This window comes from Rhodococcus sp. C1 (genome assembly GCF_020809065.1).
In the GTDB taxonomy this organism is placed as follows: domain Bacteria; phylum Actinomycetota; class Actinomycetes; order Mycobacteriales; family Mycobacteriaceae; genus Rhodococcus_F; species Rhodococcus_F qingshengii.
This window is the reverse complement of sequence record NZ_CP078080.1, coordinates 2280218-2300514: the sequence shown is the minus strand read 5'-3', so window position 1 is coordinate 2300514 and position 20297 is coordinate 2280218. Positions and strand designations below refer to the sequence as shown.

Annotated in this window: 14 protein-coding genes; 8 read left to right on the top strand and 6 right to left on the bottom strand. The window is 63.1% G+C overall.

Annotated elements, in window-relative coordinates; translation table 11 throughout:
- Positions 1–4 precede the first annotated feature (4 nt).
- Positions 5–814 carry an FAD binding domain-containing protein gene (locus KTR60_RS10565; RefSeq protein ID WP_003941021.1) on the top strand — a complete coding sequence of 270 codons (810 nt, stop codon included), beginning with the start codon at positions 5–7 and terminating at the stop codon, positions 812–814.
- Positions 811–3522, top strand: a complete 2712-nt coding sequence (locus KTR60_RS10560) for a molybdopterin-dependent oxidoreductase (protein WP_228402133.1) — start codon at positions 811–813, stop codon at positions 3520–3522. The genes KTR60_RS10565 and KTR60_RS10560 overlap by 4 nt, the downstream gene beginning before the upstream one ends.
- Here KTR60_RS10560 and lat read toward each other — a convergent pair.
- Positions 3519–4847: an L-lysine 6-transaminase gene (lat, locus tag KTR60_RS10555; protein WP_116056926.1), complete on the bottom strand. Its 1329-nt coding sequence runs from the start codon at positions 4845–4847 to the stop codon at positions 3519–3521. The two genes, KTR60_RS10560 and lat, sit on opposite strands and share 4 nt — an antisense overlap.
- 65 nt (positions 4848–4912) lie before the next feature.
- Complete coding sequence (locus tag KTR60_RS10550) at positions 4913–5377, bottom strand: Lrp/AsnC family transcriptional regulator (protein WP_003940830.1); 465 nt, start codon at positions 5375–5377, stop codon at positions 4913–4915.
- A 30-nt stretch (positions 5378–5407) separates the two neighbouring features.
- Between KTR60_RS10550 and KTR60_RS10545 the strand changes: the two genes are divergently transcribed.
- Entirely contained in the window at positions 5408–6703 is a 1296-nt protein-coding gene (locus KTR60_RS10545) for a VOC family protein (protein ID WP_228402132.1), read from the top strand.
- On the top strand, positions 6690–8195 hold the full coding sequence (locus KTR60_RS10540) for an aldehyde dehydrogenase family protein (protein ID WP_042922141.1): 1506 nt from the start codon (positions 6690–6692) through the stop codon (positions 8193–8195). The genes KTR60_RS10545 and KTR60_RS10540 overlap by 14 nt, the downstream gene beginning before the upstream one ends.
- On the opposite strand, the gene KTR60_RS10535 is transcribed toward KTR60_RS10540, so the two are convergent.
- Genes KTR60_RS10535 through KTR60_RS10525 form a run of 3 tightly spaced genes read right to left on the bottom strand, consistent with a single transcriptional unit; the run spans position 8146 to position 11364 of the window.
- Complete coding sequence (locus KTR60_RS10535; RefSeq protein WP_064074931.1) at positions 8146–8931, bottom strand: alpha/beta fold hydrolase; 786 nt, start codon at positions 8929–8931, stop codon at positions 8146–8148. The two genes, KTR60_RS10540 and KTR60_RS10535, sit on opposite strands and share 50 nt — an antisense overlap.
- Positions 8928–9992: an isopenicillin N synthase family dioxygenase gene (locus tag KTR60_RS10530; RefSeq protein WP_042449601.1), complete on the bottom strand. Its 1065-nt coding sequence runs from the start codon at positions 9990–9992 to the stop codon at positions 8928–8930. The genes KTR60_RS10535 and KTR60_RS10530 overlap by 4 nt, the downstream gene beginning before the upstream one ends.
- The gene (locus KTR60_RS10525) at positions 9973–11364 is read right to left on the bottom strand and encodes a uracil-xanthine permease family protein (RefSeq protein WP_007727244.1); all 1392 of its coding nucleotides are present in this window, start codon (positions 11362–11364) and stop codon (positions 9973–9975) included. Before KTR60_RS10525 ends, KTR60_RS10530 begins: the two co-directional genes overlap by 20 nt.
- A gap of 134 nt (positions 11365–11498) precedes the next feature.
- On the opposite strand from KTR60_RS10525, the gene KTR60_RS10520 reads away from it, so the two are divergent.
- Genes KTR60_RS10520 through KTR60_RS10510 form a run of 3 tightly spaced genes read left to right on the top strand, consistent with a single transcriptional unit; the run spans position 11499 to position 14247 of the window.
- Positions 11499–12062: a helix-turn-helix domain-containing protein gene (locus tag KTR60_RS10520; protein ID WP_007727247.1), complete on the top strand. Its 564-nt coding sequence runs from the start codon at positions 11499–11501 to the stop codon at positions 12060–12062.
- Between the two features lie 54 nt (positions 12063–12116).
- Complete coding sequence (locus KTR60_RS10515) at positions 12117–13121, top strand: acyl-CoA dehydrogenase family protein (protein WP_039972812.1); 1005 nt, start codon at positions 12117–12119, stop codon at positions 13119–13121.
- 34 nt (positions 13122–13155) lie between these two features.
- A complete protein-coding gene (locus tag KTR60_RS10510; protein WP_007727250.1) occupies positions 13156–14247 on the top strand; it encodes an N-formylglutamate amidohydrolase in 1092 nt (363 codons plus the stop codon).
- A 38-nt stretch (positions 14248–14285) separates the two neighbouring features.
- Here KTR60_RS10510 and KTR60_RS10505 read toward each other — a convergent pair whose 3' ends face one another.
- Positions 14286–15617 (bottom strand): anaerobic C4-dicarboxylate transporter family protein, encoded by a 1332-nt coding sequence (locus KTR60_RS10505; RefSeq protein WP_007727257.1) that lies wholly within the window; start codon positions 15615–15617, stop codon positions 14286–14288.
- A gap of 106 nt (positions 15618–15723) precedes the next feature.
- Between KTR60_RS10505 and KTR60_RS10500 the strand changes: the two genes are divergently transcribed.
- On the top strand, positions 15724–20271 hold the full coding sequence (locus KTR60_RS10500; protein WP_042449813.1) for an ATP-dependent helicase: 4548 nt from the start codon (positions 15724–15726) through the stop codon (positions 20269–20271).
- Positions 20272–20297 lie beyond the last annotated feature (26 nt).

The window sequence follows — 20297 nt, the reverse complement described above, 5'->3', positions numbered from 1 at the left end:
CGCGATGGACCTGCACAGCGTCGACGAAGTTCTGGTGCCGCGGACCCGCGCCGAACTCCCCTGTGCGTCACCCGGCATCGGGTTCATCGGTGGCGGCACCTGGCTGTACTCGGAACCGCAGCCGCACCTGACCACCCTTGTCGACCTTGCGGGCTTCGACTGGGAAGCTGTGGCGGTCGGCGATCTCGGTCTCGAGATCGCGGCCACCTGCACCATCGAGGAACTGTGCCGCGCCGAACTTCCCGCATCCTGGCGCGCCGCAGCGCTGTTCCAACACTGCGCTGACGCACTGCTCGCATCGTGGAAGGTGTTGCGATACGCGACAGTCGGCGGCAACATCGCGCTCTCCTTCCCGGCCGGAGCGATGACGACTCTGTGCACCGCTCTCGACGCCGAACTGACGATCTGGCGTCCGGACGGTACCGAATACTCGTTCCCCGTAGTCGATTTCGTCATCGACGATTCTCGAAACGTACTCAGGTCCGGTGAGATCATCCGCAGTGTCCGGATTCCCGTGCATGCATTGACTGCACGTACCGCGATGCGAAAGCTGGCTCAGACGTCACTCGGGCGATCGGCCGTAGCCGTGGCCGGACGCTGCGGCGCCGACGGTTTCACGCTGGCGATCACCGCCGCGACCCGCCGTCCGTACGCTCTGAAATTCGACGAACTCCCCGACGCCACAGCACTTGCGGATGCGTTGCGCAGCAGGATTCCGGAAGACGCCTACTTCACCGATGTCCATGGAACTGCGCCGTGGCGGAAGGCGATGACCGAGCTTCTTGCCGAAGAAATCCGAGGTGAACTGGAATGAGGTACTCGGTGGACGGAGTTCCGCGCGACGACCAGCCCCGCCCAGGACAGTGCCTGCGAACTTTCCTCCGCGAGCACGGAGCGAACTCCGTCAAGAAGGGGTGCGATGCCGGGGACTGCGGCGCCTGCTCGGTGCTGGTCGACGGACACCCCACCCATTCGTGCATATTTCCCGCCCATCGCATCGACGGCCGCGACGTCGTCACCGCCTCCGGTCTCGGAACACCGGAGAAACTTCACCCCATTCAACAGGCATTCGTGGACGCGGGCGGATTCCAATGCGGTTTCTGTACAGCGGGAATGGTAGTCACCGCATCAGCGTTGTCGGTCGAGCAAAAATCCGATCTCGCGTGCTCGATGAAAGGTAACCTGTGCCGCTGCACCGGTTATCGGTCCATTCGTGACGCTCTCGCCGGTACATCCAATACGGAGACCGCCAAAATAGGCGGGGCTCAGGGGCGTTCGATCGCAGCCCCGGCGTCCGCACGCATCGTCACGGGAACCGAGCAGTACACCATGGACTTCTCCCCGGGTGAGAAGCCGGTCGACCTGCTTCACGTCGCAGTACTCGGCAGTCCGCACGCACACGCACACATAACGCGGATAGACACGGCAGCAGCCGAAGCGGCGCCGGGCGTCGCCGCGGTCCTCACTTTTCATGACAGTCCGGACGTGCTGTTCTCGACCGCCCGGCACGAGGACCGCAACGACGATCCGGACGACACGCGCGTGTTCGACAGCACCCTCCGTTTCCGCGGCCAGCGCGTAGCCGCGGTCATCGCCGAAACCCCGACGCAGGCGGAACGTGCACTCTCGCTGATCGAAGTCGACTACGAGGTACGCGACGCGGTATTCGAACCAGATCTGGCGCGTTCCCCCGGCGCTCCACTCCTGCACGGCGACAAGGACGAGAGCTCGCGGATCGCCGAGGCCCCCCGCAACGTGGTTGCCGCGCTTCACGATGGCGTCGGCGATCTGGACCGTGCGCTCGCGGATGCGACTGCAGTCGTCGAAGGTACGTGGAAAACTGCGCGAGTCCAGCACGTGGCCTTGGAAACTCACGGCGCAGTGGGGTGGCTCGACGAGGAGGGCCGTCTCGTCATCAGAAGCAGCACACAGGTGCCGTTTCTGGTTCGGGACGAATTGGCCCACATCTTCGATCTCGATCGCAGCCGAATCCGGGTGTTCGCAAAACGGGTAGGCGGGGGTTTCGGCGGGAAGCAGGAATTACTCACCGAGGATCTGGTCGCACTGGCCGTCTTGAAGACCGGCAAGCCCGTAGCCTACGAGTTCAGCCGAAGCGATCAGTTCACCATCACACCGTCACGGCATCCGATGCGAGTATCGGTGCGTGCGGGCGCCGACGCCGACGGAACTCTCACTGCGCTCGCTATCGACGTCCTTTCCGACGCGGGGGCGTACGGGAACCATTCGATCGGAGTCATGTTCCATGGGTGCGCCGAATCCATGGCGGTCTATCGCGCTGCAACCAAACGCGTCGACGCCGAAGCGGTCTACACGAACAACGTTCCGTCCGGCGCCTTCCGTGGTTACGGGCTCGGCCAGATCATCTTCGCCGTCGAGTCGGCCATGGATCAGCTCGCTGATCGACTCGGCATGGACCCCTTCGAGTTTCGGCGGCGAAACGTCGTCGTTCCCGGAGACGATTTTGTCGACTGGCACGTCGAGGACGGTGATCTCGAATTCGGCAGCTACGGACTGGACCAGTGCATCGACCTCGTCGACAGTGCACTGTCGAGCGGACGCGGAGAGGCTGCACCGGCAGGGTCGCGTTGGCAGATCGGTCGAGGCATGGCAATTGCCATGATCGCGACGATCCCGCCGCGTGGTCACTTCTCCGACACCACCGTCGCGCTCGAGGCCGACGGTCGGTACGTCGTGAACATCGGCACTGCTGAGTTCGGCAACGGAACCACTACGATTCACCAACAGATCGCGGCCACCGAATTGCGGACGACAGTCGATCGCATCACGATTGTTCAATCCGACACCGATGCCGGCGGATACGACACCGGAGCATTCGGGTCGACGGGAACGGTGGTCGCCGGCAAGGCGCTCCTGATCGCCTGCGAGCGCCTTCGCGAGCGGATACTGACCCGTGCGGTGCGATTGAGTGGCCGCGGCGCGCAGATCGACGATCTTTCGCCGGACGGGGTCGAAACGTCCCACGGTTGCCTCGATTTCGCGACGCTACTCGAAGGTGGCCCGCTCGCCGCTGACGGTCGCCACGACGGAACACCGCGCTCGGTCTCGTTCAACGTTCACGGTTTTCGCGTTGCCGTCGACACGGATACCGGCCGGGTGAAGATCCTGCAGTCGGTTCAGGCCGCCGATGCCGGCACCGTCATGAACCCGGCACAACTGCGAGGGCAGGTGGAAGGCGGTGTGGGACAGGCCCTCGGCGCTGCACTGTCGGAGGAAATCGTCATCGAAGAAGGCCGAGTGATCAATCCTCAGCTACGCAATTACCACGTTCCACAGATCGGAGATTTGCCGATCACCGAAGTACTGTTTGCCGACACGTACGACAAACTCGGGCCTTTCGGCGCAAAATCGATGAGTGAGGCCCCCTTCAATCCGGTAGCACCGGCGTTGGCAAACGCGATAGCCAACGCGTGTGGAGTGCGTATGTACTCCACACCGATGACACCGGATCGAGTGTGGAGCGAACTCCAGGCCAGAGCCTAGACTTCGCGCTCGAGCACTCGCTCGACCGCGTCGACCGCGTCGTCCAACTCACCGGTGGTCACCGTCAGCGCGGGACGGAATCTGATTCCTCTCTTCCCGGTGGGCAGTATCATCACATGCTCGTCTTCTCGCAGTCGCTGGACAACGCGATCGCGAAGGTCACTGTCTTCCAGAGTGATCGCGCACATCAGACCACGACCGCGCGGCTCGGTTGCCGCCGCGTACCGCCCGCAGACTTCGGTCAACCGGGCAAGGAGATGCGCACCCGTGAATCGCACGCGGTCGATCAGTCGGTCCTGCTCGACGACTTCGAGTATCCGCCGGGCACGAACCATGTCGGTGAGGTTGCCACCCCACGTCGAATTGATCCGAGAACTGACGTGAAACACGTTGTCATGCACTTCATCCACGCGCCCGCCGGCCATGATTCCGCACACCTGCGTTTTCTTGCCGAACGCCACCACATCCGGACTCAGACCCAATTGTTGGTAGGCCCAGGCAGTTCCGGTGATTCCGCAACCGGTCTGTACTTCGTCGAGAATGAAGAGGGCGTCGTTTTCGTGGCACAACTCCTGCATCGCCTGCAGAAATTCCGGCCTGAGGTGATGGTCGCCGCCCTCGCCCTGGATCGGCTCGGCGATGAAACAGGCAATGTCGTCGGGGTTGTCGGCAAAAGCTCGGCGCGCTTGATCGAGAGCTTGCCTCTCCGCAGCTTCGACATCGCGGCCGTCTGCCAGGTACGGCGAGTCGATACGTGGCCAGTCGAACTTGGGGAATCGCGCGACCTTGCCCGGTTCGGTGTTGGTGAGCGACATCGTGTAGCCACTGCGGCCGTGAAAAGCCTCGGTCAGGTGCAGGACCTTTGTCCCCAGATCTGCTGACAACCCACGGCTTTCGTTCCACCGACTCTTCCAGTCGAAGGCAACCTTGAGTGCATTTTCCACCGCCAGGGCTCCGCCGTCGACGAAGAACAAGTGTGGGAGTGCCGAATCCCCCAGTACCCGAGCGAAAGCCGCAACGAAGCGCGCCATGGGTTCGGTGTAGATGTCGGAGTTACTCGGCTTGTTGGAGGCCACGACAGCCAACTCCTGTTGAAACTCCTCGTCGCCTGTGATCGCAGGGTGATTCATACCCAGGGCCGAAGAGCCGAAGAAACCGAACATGTCCAGATACTCGGTTCCGTCTCGCAGGTCACGGAGATAGGAACCCCGCGACCCTTCGACGTCGAGAATCAGATCGAATCCGTCGACGAGGATGCTGGCCTTCAACACGTCGTAGACCGGAAAGAGCGCACTGTCACCGAAGTCTCGCATCGCAGTACTCATACGCGAAGGCTATGTCAATTTTCCGGGAGTGTCGATAGAGGACCGTAAAAGTTATTGAACAAGCGTCATTCGTCGTAAAAAGTTTGTAGGATGATGGTGCTTCGTGTGTTGACGTTGGCTGCCGTACGAATCTCCTGCAGCAATCGCTCCAACGCCCGAGGTGACGCCACCCGGACCAGGAGGACGTAGCTTTCGCTCCCGGCTACCGAGTGACACGAGACGACCGCCGGCAGATGACGCAAGCGGGCAGGCGCATCGTCGGGCTGCGAGGGATCGAGAGGAGTGATGGCGACAAATGCGGACAGATTGTGACCGAGTGCCTCCGGATCGATCTTCGCGGAGTACCCACGGATCACCTTGCGAGATTCCAAACGACGCACTCGCGACTGGACTGCGGAGATCGAGAGTCCAGCCTTCTCAGCAAGACTCGCGAGAGTGGCACGGCCGTCCAAGACCAATTCACGCATCAAAAGTCGATCGGTTTCGTCGACCGGAACACCGGCAACGTCACTGGTTTCTGTTTCTCGCACCTGCGCAGGCTAACGCAATCGGACATTCGTATGGTTGAAACCTGGGAGCTACGTGCACGGTTCGCAGCGGCCCTCGCCAAGATGTATGGCGACGAGGTCCCCGCTTACAACACCTTGGTAGATGTAACGATGCAGGTGAACCGTGATTTTGCCGCCGAACATCCGGATTCTGCGGAGCGCCTGGGCAGCCTGGCGAGAGTCAGCGCCGAGCGTCACGGCGCCATCAGACTGGGGACTCTCGACGAACTACGTGACGTAGCCACCGTCTTCGGCGGATTCGGTATGCTTCCGGTCGGCTATTACGACCTCCGGCTCACCGACTCCCCCATTCCCGTTGTCTCGACGGCATTTCGCCCCACCGATCCCGCCGAACTCGCCCGGAACCCGTTCCGCGTTTTCACCTCGGTGCTGACCAGTTCCGATTCCAGGTTCTTCGACACCGACCTCGAGCGTCGGATCACCGGGTTTCTGCGTCGCCGGACCCTGTTCTCTCCCGAACTTCTGCAGTGGGCACGTCAATCGAGTCGCGAGGGCGGCCTGACGGAGCCCGAGGCGACACAGTTCGTCGATGCAGCGACCTCGGCGTTTCGGCTCGGCACCGATCCCATCGACGCGGGCTGGTACCGCGAACTCGCCGCAATCTCGCCTGTCGCTGCAGACATTGCGGGGCAGGGCTCGACCCACGTCAATCACCTCACCCCGCGAGTGCTCGACATCGACGAGTTGTACCGCCGCATGACCGAGCGCGGTATCACCATGATCGACCGCATCCAAGGCCCGCCGAGATGGAGCGGACCACCACTACTTCTGCGGCAGACGTCGTTTCGTGCATTGGCCGAAGACAGACTCTTCCGTCAGCACGACGGATCGGTCACCACTGAGCCCGTCCGCGTCAGATTCGGCGAGGTGGAGGCACGCGGAATCGCGTTGACCCGCAGCGGGCGAGCGATCTACGACCGACTGATCGCCACGCCCGAGGACGCCGACTGGGACAGCGAATTTCCGCACTCCGAAAGCGAACTCGATGCCGCGGGGTTGGCGTACTTCACGTACCGAAACGAAGGAACTGTTGTCGTCCGCGACCCGATCGTCTACGAGGACTTCCTACCTGCCTCCGCGGCCGGGATCTTCGCATCCAATCTCGATTCCGTGACCGGATTCGTTTCCGATGCGCCCGGCGCCGAATACGGGCAGGATCGATTGGAGGGCGCCATCGACCGCACCATCGAAGATCCGTTCGAGCTGTACCGCGCACAACAAGAGGCGTCACGTGCCGTGCTGCCTCCCGCCCACAACAACAGAGGACTCCCCAGTGAACCTGCCTGATTCTTCGAGCCTCGCCGATCGCGCCGAAAGCGCCCTTGCCGCGTGCGGTGTCGAGTGGCCCGCCGGCGACCTGAGCGCACGAACCCCCATCACCGGTACGCAACTGCGTACCGTTCGGCAGCACTCCGGCCGAGAGGTCGACGACGCCGTCGACGCGGCGCATCGCGCGTTCCTCACCTGGCGCACCGTCCCCGCTCCGGCGCGCGGCGCGGTCGTGCGCCGGCTGGGCAGCCTACTGACCGAACACAAGGATGACCTCGCGGAAATCGTGACGTTGGAGGCCGGGAAGGTCACCTCGGAGGCTCTCGGCGAGGTACAGGAGATGATCGACATCTGCGAGTTCGCCGTCGGTCTCTCCCGGCAGCTCTACGGACGCACCATGCCGTCCGAGCGTCCCGGACACCGGTTGACGGAAACGTGGCACCCTCTCGGCGTTGTCGGAGTCATCTCCGCGTTCAACTTTCCCGTCGCGGTGTGGTCGTGGAATACCGCCATTGCTCTCGTGTGCGGCGACGCCGTCGTCTGGAAGCCTTCGGAAACCACTCCGTTGACCGCGCTGGCATGTGACGCGCTCCTGCGACGCGCGCTCGCGGATTGTCAAGCACCGATCGACGTTCACCAGTTGGTCGTCGGCGGACGTGACGTCGGTGAGGCTCTCGTGGACAACCCACTCGTGGCCTTGGTCAGCGCCACCGGTTCCGTGAGGATGGGCCGCGCCGTGGCTCCGCGGGTCGCCGAGCGCTTCGGACGAAGTCTCCTGGAACTGGGTGGAAACAACGCCGCAGTCGTCACGCCGTCGGCGGATCTCGAGCTTGCCGTGCGCGGAATTGTCTTCTCCGCCGCTGGAACTGCCGGGCAGCGCTGCACCTCACTGCGCCGGCTCATCGTTCACGAGTCGATCGCCGACAACGTCGTCGACCGCGTTGCGTCCGCGTACGCGCAACTCCAGGTCGGTAGTCCCTTCGATTCCGGTGTTCTGGTCGGGCCGCTGATCAACGAAGCCGCGTTCGAGACGATGCAGAAATCGCTCTCGGCCGCACGCGCGGACGGCGGAACTGTGGTGTGTGGCGGGGACCGCGTCGGCGATTCCGGGTTCTACGTGACACCTGCCCTCGTTCGTATGCCCGCACAGACCGAGGTGGTGCGGGCGGAGACTTTTGCACCCATCCTCTACGTCTTGACCTACACCGACTTCGACGACGCCATTGCGCTGCACAACGGCGTACCTCAAGGACTTTCGTCCTCGATCTTCACACTCGACCAGCGAGAAGCAGAGCGCTTCCTCGCCGCCGACGGCTCCGATTGCGGCATCGCGAACGTGAACATCGGAACGTCCGGTGCGGAGATCGGCGGCGCATTCGGCGGGGAGAAGGAGACTGGCGGCGGACGCGAATCGGGTTCGGATTCGTGGAAGGCATACATGCGCCGAGCCACCAATACCGTCAATTACTCGGACCAGCTTCCGCTGGCTCAAGGGGTCGAGTTCGGCTGAACACCTGCCGGGCGAAATCGGTGATCGCGTCGATCAACTCCGGGAGCGCCGACAACTGCGGTGCATGGTCGGTGCCCAGGCTGACCACCTGGGCACCGGGGACAAGTCTCTGCATGGCGCGTTGAGCCTCGATCGGCACGGTTCGATCCAGCGTGCATTCGACATACAACCTCGGCACGGTTCCGAATCGCTCTTCCGTCCAGACCGGTGCCATCAGGCGGGCTGACTCCAGTTGTGGAACGAGCATGCGCGCGGCGAAGATCGCATCAGCCACCGGCGCTTCGTGGAAGAACACAGCGGCGCCGGCTTCGGGCGGTATCACCGTCGCATCCCCGTCGTCGGCGGGGACCAACCAACGTGAGATCCCGACCGGACTTTCCAGACCGAGTTCGATGCAGAGCATCCCGAAGTCCGTCTGCGATGGAAGCATCATCCCTGCGACGTACACAAGACCCGTTACCCGCGAAGGCAGCAACTCAGCCACCTGTGAGGCCACGATGCCACCGCCGGAGTGACCAACGAGGGCGCACTGCCCGTCCAAGGACTCGACAACTGCCACAACATGTTCGGCAACGACATCGAGATCGATCACGTCGTCTGAGTTCCAACTTCCCGAGCCGGGAAGCTCCACCACAACAGGATTGAAGCCGGCCGATTTCAGTGGGCCACACACACGATCCCAGACCCAACCGCCGGCCCATGCTCCGTGGATCAGGACGATGTTCCGTGCACTCACTGCTTGACCTCGAGCTCCGCAGCCGAAAGTACCCGAGCCGCCTCACGACCTGCGGCGGCGTTGGACTTCCCCTGCCTCGACCCGGCCAATTTGGCCTTGATGTGATCGCGAACGGTAATGGGTTCGTACTCCAAGCCGGAGTCGTCCTGAAAACTCGGCAAGGTCGCAATCACCGCGTCGACGTTTCCGTCATGGAAGAAGGCCGCCGATCGCCGGCGCTTGATGGTGCCGTTCACCACCGGAGGCGCAACTCGGTGCAGCGTGGACATCCACCTGTCGTTGGTCAGTCGCGCGGTGAGATCCCCGAGGTTGACCAGTAGCGCGCCGTCGTGCGGCCAGACATCGTGCCAGCGTCGGTCGCTCCCGAGTACTTGCAAACCTTCGACCTGATCCGCCCACAGCACGGTGACCAGCCCGAAATCGGTATGTTCGCCCATCCCCTTCAACTCACCGTCCAACGTCACCGTCCCTTCGGGTAACGCGTAGTTGTTCATCCGCAGTACGTCGATGGAGTGGTCGGTGATCGACTCGAAGAATCCTGGGGTCAGCCCGAGCGCGTCTTCGAAAATGGTGGTCAGTGTGCGTGCCACCCGCTCGCCATGGGCGTAGTAATTCTCCACCCGCTCCGTGAAACCAGACACTGCGGGCCACAGGTTGATTCCGTAATCGTCCTCCGACAGTTCGAGTTCGGTGAATGATCGGGCTTCGGTTCCGACGTTGAAGGCCTCGAAAAAGTCGTTCATTCTGGTCGCGGATTCGACGCCGAGGCTCAGGCTCAGCGACTCACTCTTGGGCGGGCTGTACCCACGATTCGCGCCCTCGATTCGGTAGCCCGACTTCGTCTCCATCGGCAGCCCGAAGAAGTCGTCCATCGCTTCGGCGAGGCCGGAAGAAACAGCGGCCGGAACACCGTGGCCCCGAATCTGCATGAAACCTACAGTCCGACAAGCATGGTCGACTTCGGCAGCCACTCGCGCCTTGTCCTGGTCGGCACCACCGAGCACGTAAGGCGAGATGTCGACGACGGGCACTTCGAAGGGATCAGACTGGGACTGTGACACTGGCGTCTCCTGCAGAGCTGGTGGCGGGTTCAGATTTTGCAGTGGCATGGAGGCTCTCTCGCGATCGCCTCGCGAGTTCACCGAGTCGGGTGTGATTGAACAGCAGATTGAGCGAAAAGGCCGAGGCCGCAGCCAAGGTGATGCCGCTACCGAGGAGGATCTGAGCCGAGGAGGGGAATCGCTCGAACATCCCTTCCGCAAATTCCGGAAGAATACCGATCCCCACCGATACAGCGGCGATCGTGGTGTTGATCGGGTCGCTGAGATCGACCTTGCGCAGCGTGTTGATTCCGACCACGGCGACAGTGGAGAACAAGATGATTCCGACGCCGCCGACCACCGGATCAGGCAGGGCTGCAACCACTTCACCCATTCGCGGGATGAGGCCGAGGACGATCAGAATGGCACCGCTGGTAGCGGTCACGTACCGGCTGTACACCCGGGTCGTGGCAACGGCGCCGACATTCTGCGAGAAAACGGTGTCGACAAAGGCATTGAAGATTCCGCCCAGAACTCCCGACATCCCGTCGGCCACCAGCCCTCGTGCGAGATCTGCTTTCTTCAAAGGCTTTCCGGTGATCTCGCTGACCGCCAGCATGCTCGCCGTCGATTCTGCGAAGACGACTGCCATGACGATACTCATCGCCACCACGGCGGTGACGGGAAACTCCGGAGCGCCGAAGTGGAACGGCATCGGGAAGCCCACCCAGGCCGAGCCGCCGACGCCACTCAGATCGATCAGGCCCATCGGGATGGCGATCACGGTGCCGATCACCAGCGCCATCAGTACACCGAGCTGCGTCCACATCCCGCGGCCGAGGCAGATGAAGGCCACCGCGACCACAACGACTGCGGCAGCCAGCGCCAGATTCTTCGGGTCGGCGAACGACGGGGAGGTGGGGTCGTTTCCGACGATCAGTCCTCCTGCGACACCGATCAACGAGATGCCGATGACTGTGAGGACGACGCCGGTAACCAGGGGTGGGAAGTATCGGACGATCTTGGCGAACGGCACGGCCAAGGCAATGCCGACTACGCCACCGACCAGCATGGACCCGTACACCGCCTGCAGGCCGTACTCCTTGGCGATCAGAATCATCGGCGTCAGCCCGGCGAAGGTCGCCCCGCAGACGATCGGCAGCCGGACACCGGCGACCTTCCCGACGCCCAGGCTCTGAATGATCGTGATGATGCCTGCAACGAGCAAGTCCGCGCTGATCAGCATCGCGACTGTGCTGCGGTCCAGCCCTACGGCGGCACCGAAAACCAGCGGAACCGTGATGCAGCCGGTGTACATGATGAGGACGTGCTGAAGAGCAAAAGCAGACTGGCGGGCAAATGGGAGCCGCTGGTCGACAGGATGGATGGCCATGCGCCGATCTCCGTCCGAAGCTGGAAGTGTTTCGTGTACGGGACTATTCAGCACGTCGATAATTTCTTACCTTGGTCGAATTTGTTTCGTCTGTGTAATCAAAACTTTCACCAGAGCACTGCTATCTTCGGCACATGGACGACGACCAGAAGGCGATAGCGACCGCAATCGGGGCTGCCGTGCGGACGGCGCGAAAAGAAGCCGGACTGACGTTGCGCGAGGTTGCCGTGAAGTCGGGCTTGTCGCAGCCCTTCCTGAGCCAGACCGAAAACGGCCACGCAGTACCCAGTGTCATGAACCTTCATCGCCTCGCGCAATCGCTCGGCACCACGGCGCACGCACTCTTGGCACAGGGTGAGCGAACTCCGTCCAGCCTCGTCCGCGCCGGCGAGGGGCGAACCTTCGAACTGGCACACGATTCGGTGATTCGATTCTGCTCCACCGGCTCACGGACCATGGAACCCAACGAGATCACGGCAGCACCTCATTCCGAGGCAGGTGAGCACACCGAGCACGCCGGCGAAGAGTTCATTCATGTTCTCGAAGGATCTGTCGAGGTCGAGGTGGGACTGGACGAGCATCACGTTCTTCACGTAGGCGACACCCTCCTCTACACCTCGACCATCCCGCACCGGTGGTTCAATCGCACCGACGCGGTGGCGAGATTCCTCATCGTGAGTTCGCCGCCCTCGTTCTAGATGCTCGGTTTCGGTTCCACACCACAACCCCCGCTCACGGCTTACCCTGACAGCGTGACCAAGTGGCCGGAACTTGCGCGTGAGATCGCCGATACCGTTCTGTTTCCCGTCGCCGACAGCGTCGACGCCGACGGAGAAATCCCCAGCAGCCATTTCGACGCGCTCGCCGCTGACGGCTTCTACGGCATCGCCGCCCTCGGTGACGGCGGCCCCGGCAGCGAAGAACTGGTCGAGGTCCTCGAAACCTTGTGCGGCGGTTGCCTCGCGACGACGTTCACCTGGATGCAGCATCACGGCGTCGTCGGAGCCCTGGCGGCGAGTCCCAATGCACCTCTGCGCGAGCAATACTGGGACGGTCTGGTTTCCGGCACGATTCGCGGTGGGGTTGCCTATGCCGGCGCCATCCCCCGCCCACCGCTCCTGTGGGCGAAGCGGGTGAACGACGGCTACGTCCTCGACGGGATCGCACCCTTCGTCACCGGTTGGGGCATCGTCGATGTTCTCTTGGTGTCGGCGCGCGACGAGTTCGACAATTCCATCGTTCATTCCGTCGTACCGGTAGGCGAGGCCCCGGGTCTGACGATCGAGGAGCTTCCACTGATCGCGGCGCGCGGGAGCAACACCGTCCGAATCGTGTTCGACGCTTTCGAAATTCCCGATACCGACGTCTGTGCTGTCGTCAGCGACGAACAATTCCAGAGCACCCAGCTCCCCGGCTTGTGGCTCAACGGCGCGATGGCCATGGGCATCACCCGCCGTGCTGTCACCGAACTCGCGGATCTGGGAGTCGACACCGACGCGTTCGAGGAACAAGCCACCCGGGCGCGCGCCGATCTCGATGCAGCACTGCGCGACGGCGGCGACATGTCGGCCGCCCGCGCCCGAGCGTCGGAACTTGCGATACGCGCGTCGGCCGCACTCGTGACTGCGACCGGAAGCCGCGCTCTGGTCGGCAGCAACACCCCCGAGCGGCTCATGCGTGAAGCCACCTTCACTCTTGTCGCGGCTGGTCGCCCGGAGATCAAAACGGCTCTCGTGGAACGACTCACCGGATACTGAGTACGCAAGGTTGTACTCGATTACGCTGGGATTCATGACCAGTGGAGAACCAGTACTCATCCCGGCCGGAACCGTGTTCACGGCGGAGGACCTGACGTTCTATGCCGATCGTGACTCCCGCAGTCTCGACGACGCCATCGCCGACGCCGACCTTCTTGTCAGTTGCCCACACTCGGGTTCCGCGATTCCAGCAGAACTCTCACGTTTTCTCGCACCCGAGTTCACACAGCGGCTGCAATTCGACTTCACCGACATGTCCACCAGTCCCATCGTGCGCCGTTGGGCCGAAATCGATTCGCGCATCGTATACGTGGAGAATCCGCACCCTCGCATGATTCGCGATCCCAACCGTGCGAAGCCCGAAAACCTGGAAGCGTCACTGCGCGAAGCATTCGCCCGCGTCCACAAGGCCGGTGCAGGCAACAAAGCAGACCTCACCGGCGTCGACGCAGTTCGCCCTGTCACCTTCTCGTTCTACCCCCTGCTGCTCGAGCCGACCGACGACGCGGGCTGGAAGGACCTCGCCGAGACCTTCACCGAGACAGCTGAACACGGTTTGGGCGTCTACGAGAGAACTCGCGACGCACTGATCGAAGCCATGGTGGCGAAGAGCTTCGAACTCGGTCGATCGTTCACGACCTTGTCGTTCCACGACACGATGAACCACACCACCCGGCAGGACGGCGCCGTCAATGTCGAACGGCCGGAAGCAGATCGGCTCCCCGACGTCGTCGCGCTCTCCAATCGTGGCGACCACGACGGCAATCGACGCGGCGACAATCCCGTGACGATGGATCCGGAGCTCATTCGCACACTTGCGATCTCACATCGCAAGGGATTTCAGGTCGACGATCCGGATGCCGTCGCTCTCAATCAGCCGTACCTCGGCAGTTTCGAAATCATTCGAGCCGGAGCCAGATTCGCCGAATTGAGCGCCCGCGCCGCCGAAGCCGGGATCACGTTGAGCGCGGTTCAGGCCGAATTCAAACGAGAATTCCTACTGGGAGACGAACTGGCCGCCTACATCATGGAACCCGGCGTCGACTGGCCTACACCCGACGCCGAACGGGTGGACCAGCTCGCCCACGCGTGCAAGGCGAGCTGGGACCACTACCGCAACAGCTGACTCAGCGCTGTCACTCAGGGCTGACTCAGTCGCAATACTCAACCGAGCACCACTCCGAACAACGCGCCGGCCGCAATCGTCGTGACGGCCAAGATGATGGTCGGCAGGAAGAACGAGTGGTCGACGAGCTTGGAACCGAGCTTCGTGCTGCCCGAGAGGTCGAAGTTCGCAGCCGCGATCTGCGAACCGTTTGTCGGCAACAGGTAGACGCCGGCAAACGCTCCGGCCCACATTCCGCTCACCAGACCGGGTGCAATCCCGGCAGCGAGACCGATCGGCACGATGGTCCTCGTAGCGGTCGACTGACTGGTCGTCAGTACACAGACCAGGAAGACACCGAGCGCGAAGATCCACGGCGCGGCGTTGACCCAGTCGCCGACGGTGCTCGTGATCAGCTCGGAATGGGCGCTGATGAACGTGTCCGTCAGCCATGCCAGACCGAACAGCGCGATGGCCGAGACCATACCGGCACGGAACACCGTCGACGACGGCACGTCGGCGACATTCGGGCGGCACACCAGCAGGATCAACGTACCCACGACGAACATCAGCATTTCGATGATCGGTGTCATCCCCATCGGAGTACCGTCGGCAGCTTCGGGACGAATCCCCTTGAACAGGCCGAAGATCACGATAGCCAGGACGCCGGCGAGGAAGATCAGTGCCGCGTTTCGTCCGGTCTTCGTCGAGACGAGTTCGGTCTTGGAGGCTGCACCAGGTCCGGCCAATTCGCCCGACTTCATCTTCGCCTGTATCTCCGGGTCGTCGGCGAGATCTTTGCCGAGTCGGTTGACCGCGATGGAGGAAAGGACGATGCCGACAACAGCAGCCGGGAAGGTGATCTTGATGATGTCGATGAGTTCGAAATCGTAGGGCGGCACGTCGGTCAGCGTGACCATTGCCGCCATTGCCGCGGACACCGGACTACACGCCAGCGCCACACCGGTCGAGACAACTGACAGCGACAGCGGTCGTGACGGCCGCACACCGTTCTTGTACGAGACGTCGTAGATGACGGGGAGCAGTGGGTAGAGGATGTTGGACGTGCCGGCACCGACCGAGAACAGGAATGACACCAACGGCGCGATCAGCGTGATCTGTTTCGGGCGAGATTCGATCAACTTGGCCGCGATGGTGACCATCCAGTCGATACCACCGGCCGCCTGCATCATCGACGACGCGAGGACGACGGACAGGACGATGAGGAGAGCGTCGACCGGCGGACTGCCGACGTCCTCTCCGAAGACGAACACGAGGACGGCAACACCTGCGCCGCCCCACAGACCGAGAGCGACACCGCTCGATCTGGTACCCATGACAATCGCCCCGAGCACTACCGCCAGCTCGAGGACAATCTTGACTGCTTCCATCAGGCACTCGCCTTCTCGATAACAAGAGAATCGCTATAACAGGGCAAATAGTATGCTCTGCGCTTCGGCTGCAGGCACGAACACGCTGTCGGTGGGAAGGGGCAATATGGTGGTCGTGACCAACGTCCTCGGTAGGTTCTCGCCCGCCACACGCGAGTGGTTCGGCGGCGCTTTCAGCGCTCCGACTGCTGCGCAGCTCGGCGCCTGGGAATCCATCGCGAGTGGCTCTCACACACTTGTCGTCGCGCCCACCGGCTCCGGCAAGACATTGTCGGCGTTCCTGTGGGCGCTCGATCAACTCGCCGCCAAGGACGAAGGCGAACGCGCCACCAAAGTCCTCTACATTTCGCCGCTCAAAGCGCTGGGTGTGGACGTCGAGCGGAACCTTCGCGCGCCGCTGGTCGGCATCACGCAGACGGCGAAGCGTCTAGGCCTCACTCCGCCCGAGATCACCGTCGGTGTCCGTTCCGGTGATACGTCCCAGGCCGATCGGCGCTCGTTGATCAAACGACCCCCGGACATCCTGATCACCACGCCTGAGTCGTTGTTCCTGATGCTCACCTCCGCTGCCCGGGAAACACTGGTCGGTGTCGACACCGTGATCGTCGACGAGGTTCACGCGGTGGCGGGCACCAAGCGCGGCTCTCACCTCGCGCTCTCACTGGAACGCCTGGACGGCTTGCTCGAGCGTCCGGCGCAACGCATCGGATTGTCGGCCACTGTCCGTCCGCACGAGGAGATCGGGCGGTTCCTCGCCGGTTCGGCACCCATCCGGATCGTGGCACCGCCTGCCGCCAAGACCTTCGACCTCACGGTCCGTGTTCCCGTCGAGGACATGACCGAACTGGGGATCGCGACGCCGGACGACGGTTCCGAATCTCCCACCCCGCAAGCCGGTTCGATCTGGCCCCACGTCGAGGAACAGATCGTCGACCTCGTTCTCGACCACCGATCGTCCATCGTGTTCGCCAACTCTCGCCGCCTCGCCGAACGATTGACAGCCAGGCTCAACGAGATTCATGCAGAACGCATCGGTCTGGCCGTCGAGAAAACATCTCGCCCGCCCGCGCAGATCGGGGCTCCCACCGAGGTCAACTACGGCGCCGAACCCCTCCTTGCTCGCGCCCACCACGGATCGGTCAGCAAAGACCAGCGAGCCCTCATCGAAGACGACCTCAAATCGGGTCGATTGCGATGCGTCGTCGCCACCAGCAGCCTCGAACTCGGAATCGACATGGGCGCCGTCGACTTGGTCATCCAGGTGGAGGCACCGCCTTCTGTTGCCAGCGGCCTGCAACGTGTCGGCCGCGCCGGCCACCAGGTCGGCGAGATATCGCGAGGCGTCGTCTTCCCCAAGCATCGCACCGACCTGATTCATTGCGCGGTGACCGTCGAGCGCATGGTCGAAGGCAAGATCGAAGCGATGGCCGTTCCGGCCAATCCCCTCGACATCCTCGCTCAGCAAACTGTTGCGGCCACCGCTCTCGAACCGATCGACGTCGACGACTGGTTCGAGACGGTGCGCCGAAGCGGTTCCTTTGCAACGCTTCCCCGTTCGGCGTACGAATCGACTCTGGACTTGCTGGCGGGGCGGTACCCCTCGGACGAGTTCGCCGAGTTACGTCCTCGCCTTGTCTGGGATCGTGAGTCCAACACGCTCACGGGCCGCCCGGGTTCGCAGCGTTTGGCCGTCACTTCCGGCGGCGCAATCCCCGACCGCGGCCTCTTCACCGTCTACATGGTTGGCGAGAAAGCGTCCCGCGTCGGCGAACTCGACGAGGAAATGGTCTACGAATCCCGGGTCGGCGACGTCTTTGCGCTCGGCGCCACCAGTTGGCGGATCGAGGAGATCACCTTCGATCGGGTTCTGGTCAGCCCCGCCTACGGCATGCCGGGTCGTTTGCCCTTCTGGCACGGCGACGGACTCGGTCGCCCCGCCGAACTCGGACAGGCGTTGGGGCAGTTCGTCCGCGAAACGGCTCTCGGCAACGAAGCCGACGTCGTCGAGCGTTGCCGCGTGGGCGGGCTCGATCACAACGCGACTACCAACCTGATCCAACTCGTCGGTGAGCAGAAGAATGCCACCGGGCAGGTGCCGTCGGATCGAACCCTGGTGGTCGAACGCTTCCGCGACGAACTCGGTGACTGGCGTCTGGTGCTGCATTCCCCGTACGGCCAACGGGTTCACGCACCGTGGGCCCTCGCCATCGGGGCGCGCCTGCAGGAACGATACGGCGTCGATTCCAGCCCGACGGCCTCCGACGACGGCATCATCATCCGACTCCCCGACACCGAGAACGAACCTCCCGGCGCCGAACTGTTCACCTTCGACGTCGAGGACATCGAAGATCTGGTCACCCAAGAGGTGGGCGGCTCCGCGCTCTTCGCTTCCCGATTTCGCGAATGTGCCGCCCGCGCACTGCTTCTCCCCCGCCGCAATCCCGGAAAACGTGCACCACTGTGGCAGCAGCGTCAGCGGTCGGCGCAACTGCTGGACGTCGCCCGCAAGTTCCCGACCTTCCCGATCCTGCTCGAGACCGTACGCGAGTGCTTGCAGGACGTTTACGACCTGCCTGCACTGAAGGAATTGTTCGGCAAGATCGAGAAAAGGCAGATTCGAATCGTCGAGGTGGAGACGGCCTCTCCGTCTCCGTTCGCCAGTGCGCTCCTGTTCAACTACGTGGGTGCGTTCATGTACGAGGGCGACAGCCCCCTCGCCGAGCGACGCGCCGCCGCTTTGTCCTTGGACTCCACGCTGTTGGCCGAACTCCTCGGCCGCGTCGAACTACGCGAGCTCCTCGACGCCGGAGTGATCGAGCAGGCCGAACGTGAACTGCAACGGCTCGTCCCTGACCGAAAGGCCAAAGACCTCGAGGGTGTTGCCGACCTCCTCCGCATGCTCGGCCCGCTGACCACCGAAGAAGTCACCGAACGCTGTCTCGAGGACCCGGTCTCATGGCTCGAGAAGTTGGTTACGGACAAACGCGCCCTCCACGTCTCGTATGCGGGCGAGAGCTGGTGGACCGTCGTCGAAGATGCAGCGCGGCTTCGCGATGGACTCGGCGTTCCCCTACCCATCGGCGTTCCGGCCGCGTTCATCGAGCCGGTCGATCAACCACTCGACGACCTCCTGAGCCGGTACGCCCGCACCCACGGTCCCTTCACTCTCGCCGACGCGGCTGCACGCTTCGGTCTCGGAGTATCAGTCGCGCGTGACGTTCTCGGTCGGCTCGCGCTCGAAAAGCGGGTGCTGGAAGGTGAATTCCGCCCGTCTGCAACCGGGAGCGAATGGTGCGACGCCGAGGTCCTGCGTCGCTTGCGGCGTCGCTCGCTCGCCGCGGCACGGCAGGAGGTCGAGCCGGTCAGCACCGCGACGCTCGGGCGATTCCTTCCCAGTTGGCAGCACGTGGGCGGCACGCTGCGAGGAATCGACGGTGTTGCAACGGTGGTCGATCAACTTGCCGGCGTTCCGATTCCGGCGTCCGCTCTCGAATCGTTGATCCTGCCGAGCCGAGTTGCCGACTACTCTCCCGCGATGTTGGACGAACTCACGTCGACGGGTGAAGTCCTGTGGTCCGGATCGGGAGCTATCTCGGGCAAAGACGGGTGGGTAGTGCTGCACCCCGCCGACCTGGCACCGATCACGCTCAATTCGCCCGCCGACACCGACGTCTCGGAATTGCAGAAGCGCATCCTCGACCTGCTGTCCGGCGGCGGTGCCTACTTCTTCCGCCAGTTGGTCGACGCGTTGCGAACTACGGAGTCGGCTGCGGACACGGTCGACAGTGCGGTGACAACGGCACTGTGGGAGTTGGTGTGGCTCGGACACATCGGTAACGACACCGTTGCGCCGCTGCGCGCACTTCTCTCCGACACCACCAGAACAACAACCAGTCACCGATCACCTCGCCGTGTTCCGCGGGCCCGTCCGTACCGCGGAATGGCCCGCGCTTCCACGCCCGCGCGCACGGGACCGGCAACCGCCTCCGGTCGGTGGTTCCAGCTGCCAGGTATCGAACCTGACCCCACTATCCGGGCGCACGCCACGGCTGATCTGCTGCTCGAACGATACGGCGTCGTCACCCGCGGTTCGGTGATGAGCGAGAACGTGCCGGGCGGTTTCGCGTTGATCTACAAGGTACTGAGCACGTTCGAGGACAACGGGCGCGCTCGACGCGGATACTTCGTGGACACCCTGGGCGGCGCTCAATTCTCGACGCCTCCCGTGGTGGACCGCTTGCGGACGTTCGGTGATTCCATCGAGGGGCGCCACACCTCCTCGGCTGCAGTCACTCTCGCGGCGTGCGATCCGGCAAACCCGTACGGCGCGGCGCTGCCGTGGCCGGCGTCGGGGGGCGAAGAGTCACCAGGACACCGACCCGGGCGGAAAGCCGGCGCATTGGTAGTTCTGGTGGAGGGTGAGTTGGTTCTGTTCGTCGAGCGCGGCGGTCGCACGATCCTGACATTCACCGACGACGGCGGAACGTTGCGCCTGGCAGCACTGTCACTTGCTCAGAAGGTGACGTCTCGCGCCATCGACAAGTTGGTAGTGGAGAAGGTCGACGGAGAGACCATCCACGGCAACGATTTTGCTCCGGTCCTGGTCGAAGCCGGCTTCGCGGCCACCCCTCGCGGATTCCGGTTGCGGTCATGAGGATTGGGGTCATGATGATTGAGATC

Excerpts from the sequence above, each read along its gene's own strand:
- KTR60_RS10565 (WP_003941021.1), top strand. The coding sequence starts at position 5 with ATGGACCTGCACAGCGTCGACGAAGTTCTGGTGCCGCGGACCCGCGCC.
- KTR60_RS10560 (WP_228402133.1), top strand. The coding sequence starts at position 811 with ATGAGGTACTCGGTGGACGGAGTTCCGCGCGACGACCAGCCCCGCCCA.
- lat (WP_116056926.1), bottom strand. The coding sequence starts at position 4,847 with ATGAGTACTGCGATGCGAGACTTCGGTGACAGTGCGCTCTTTCCGGTC.
- KTR60_RS10545 (WP_228402132.1), top strand. The coding sequence starts at position 5,408 with ATGGTTGAAACCTGGGAGCTACGTGCACGGTTCGCAGCGGCCCTCGCC.
- KTR60_RS10525 (WP_007727244.1), bottom strand. The coding sequence starts at position 11,364 with ATGGCCATCCATCCTGTCGACCAGCGGCTCCCATTTGCCCGCCAGTCT.
- KTR60_RS10520 (WP_007727247.1), top strand. The coding sequence starts at position 11,499 with ATGGACGACGACCAGAAGGCGATAGCGACCGCAATCGGGGCTGCCGTG.
- KTR60_RS10510 (WP_007727250.1), top strand. The coding sequence starts at position 13,156 with ATGACCAGTGGAGAACCAGTACTCATCCCGGCCGGAACCGTGTTCACG.
- KTR60_RS10505 (WP_007727257.1), bottom strand. The coding sequence starts at position 15,617 with ATGGAAGCAGTCAAGATTGTCCTCGAGCTGGCGGTAGTGCTCGGGGCG.
- KTR60_RS10500 (WP_042449813.1), top strand. The coding sequence starts at position 15,724 with ATGGTGGTCGTGACCAACGTCCTCGGTAGGTTCTCGCCCGCCACACGC.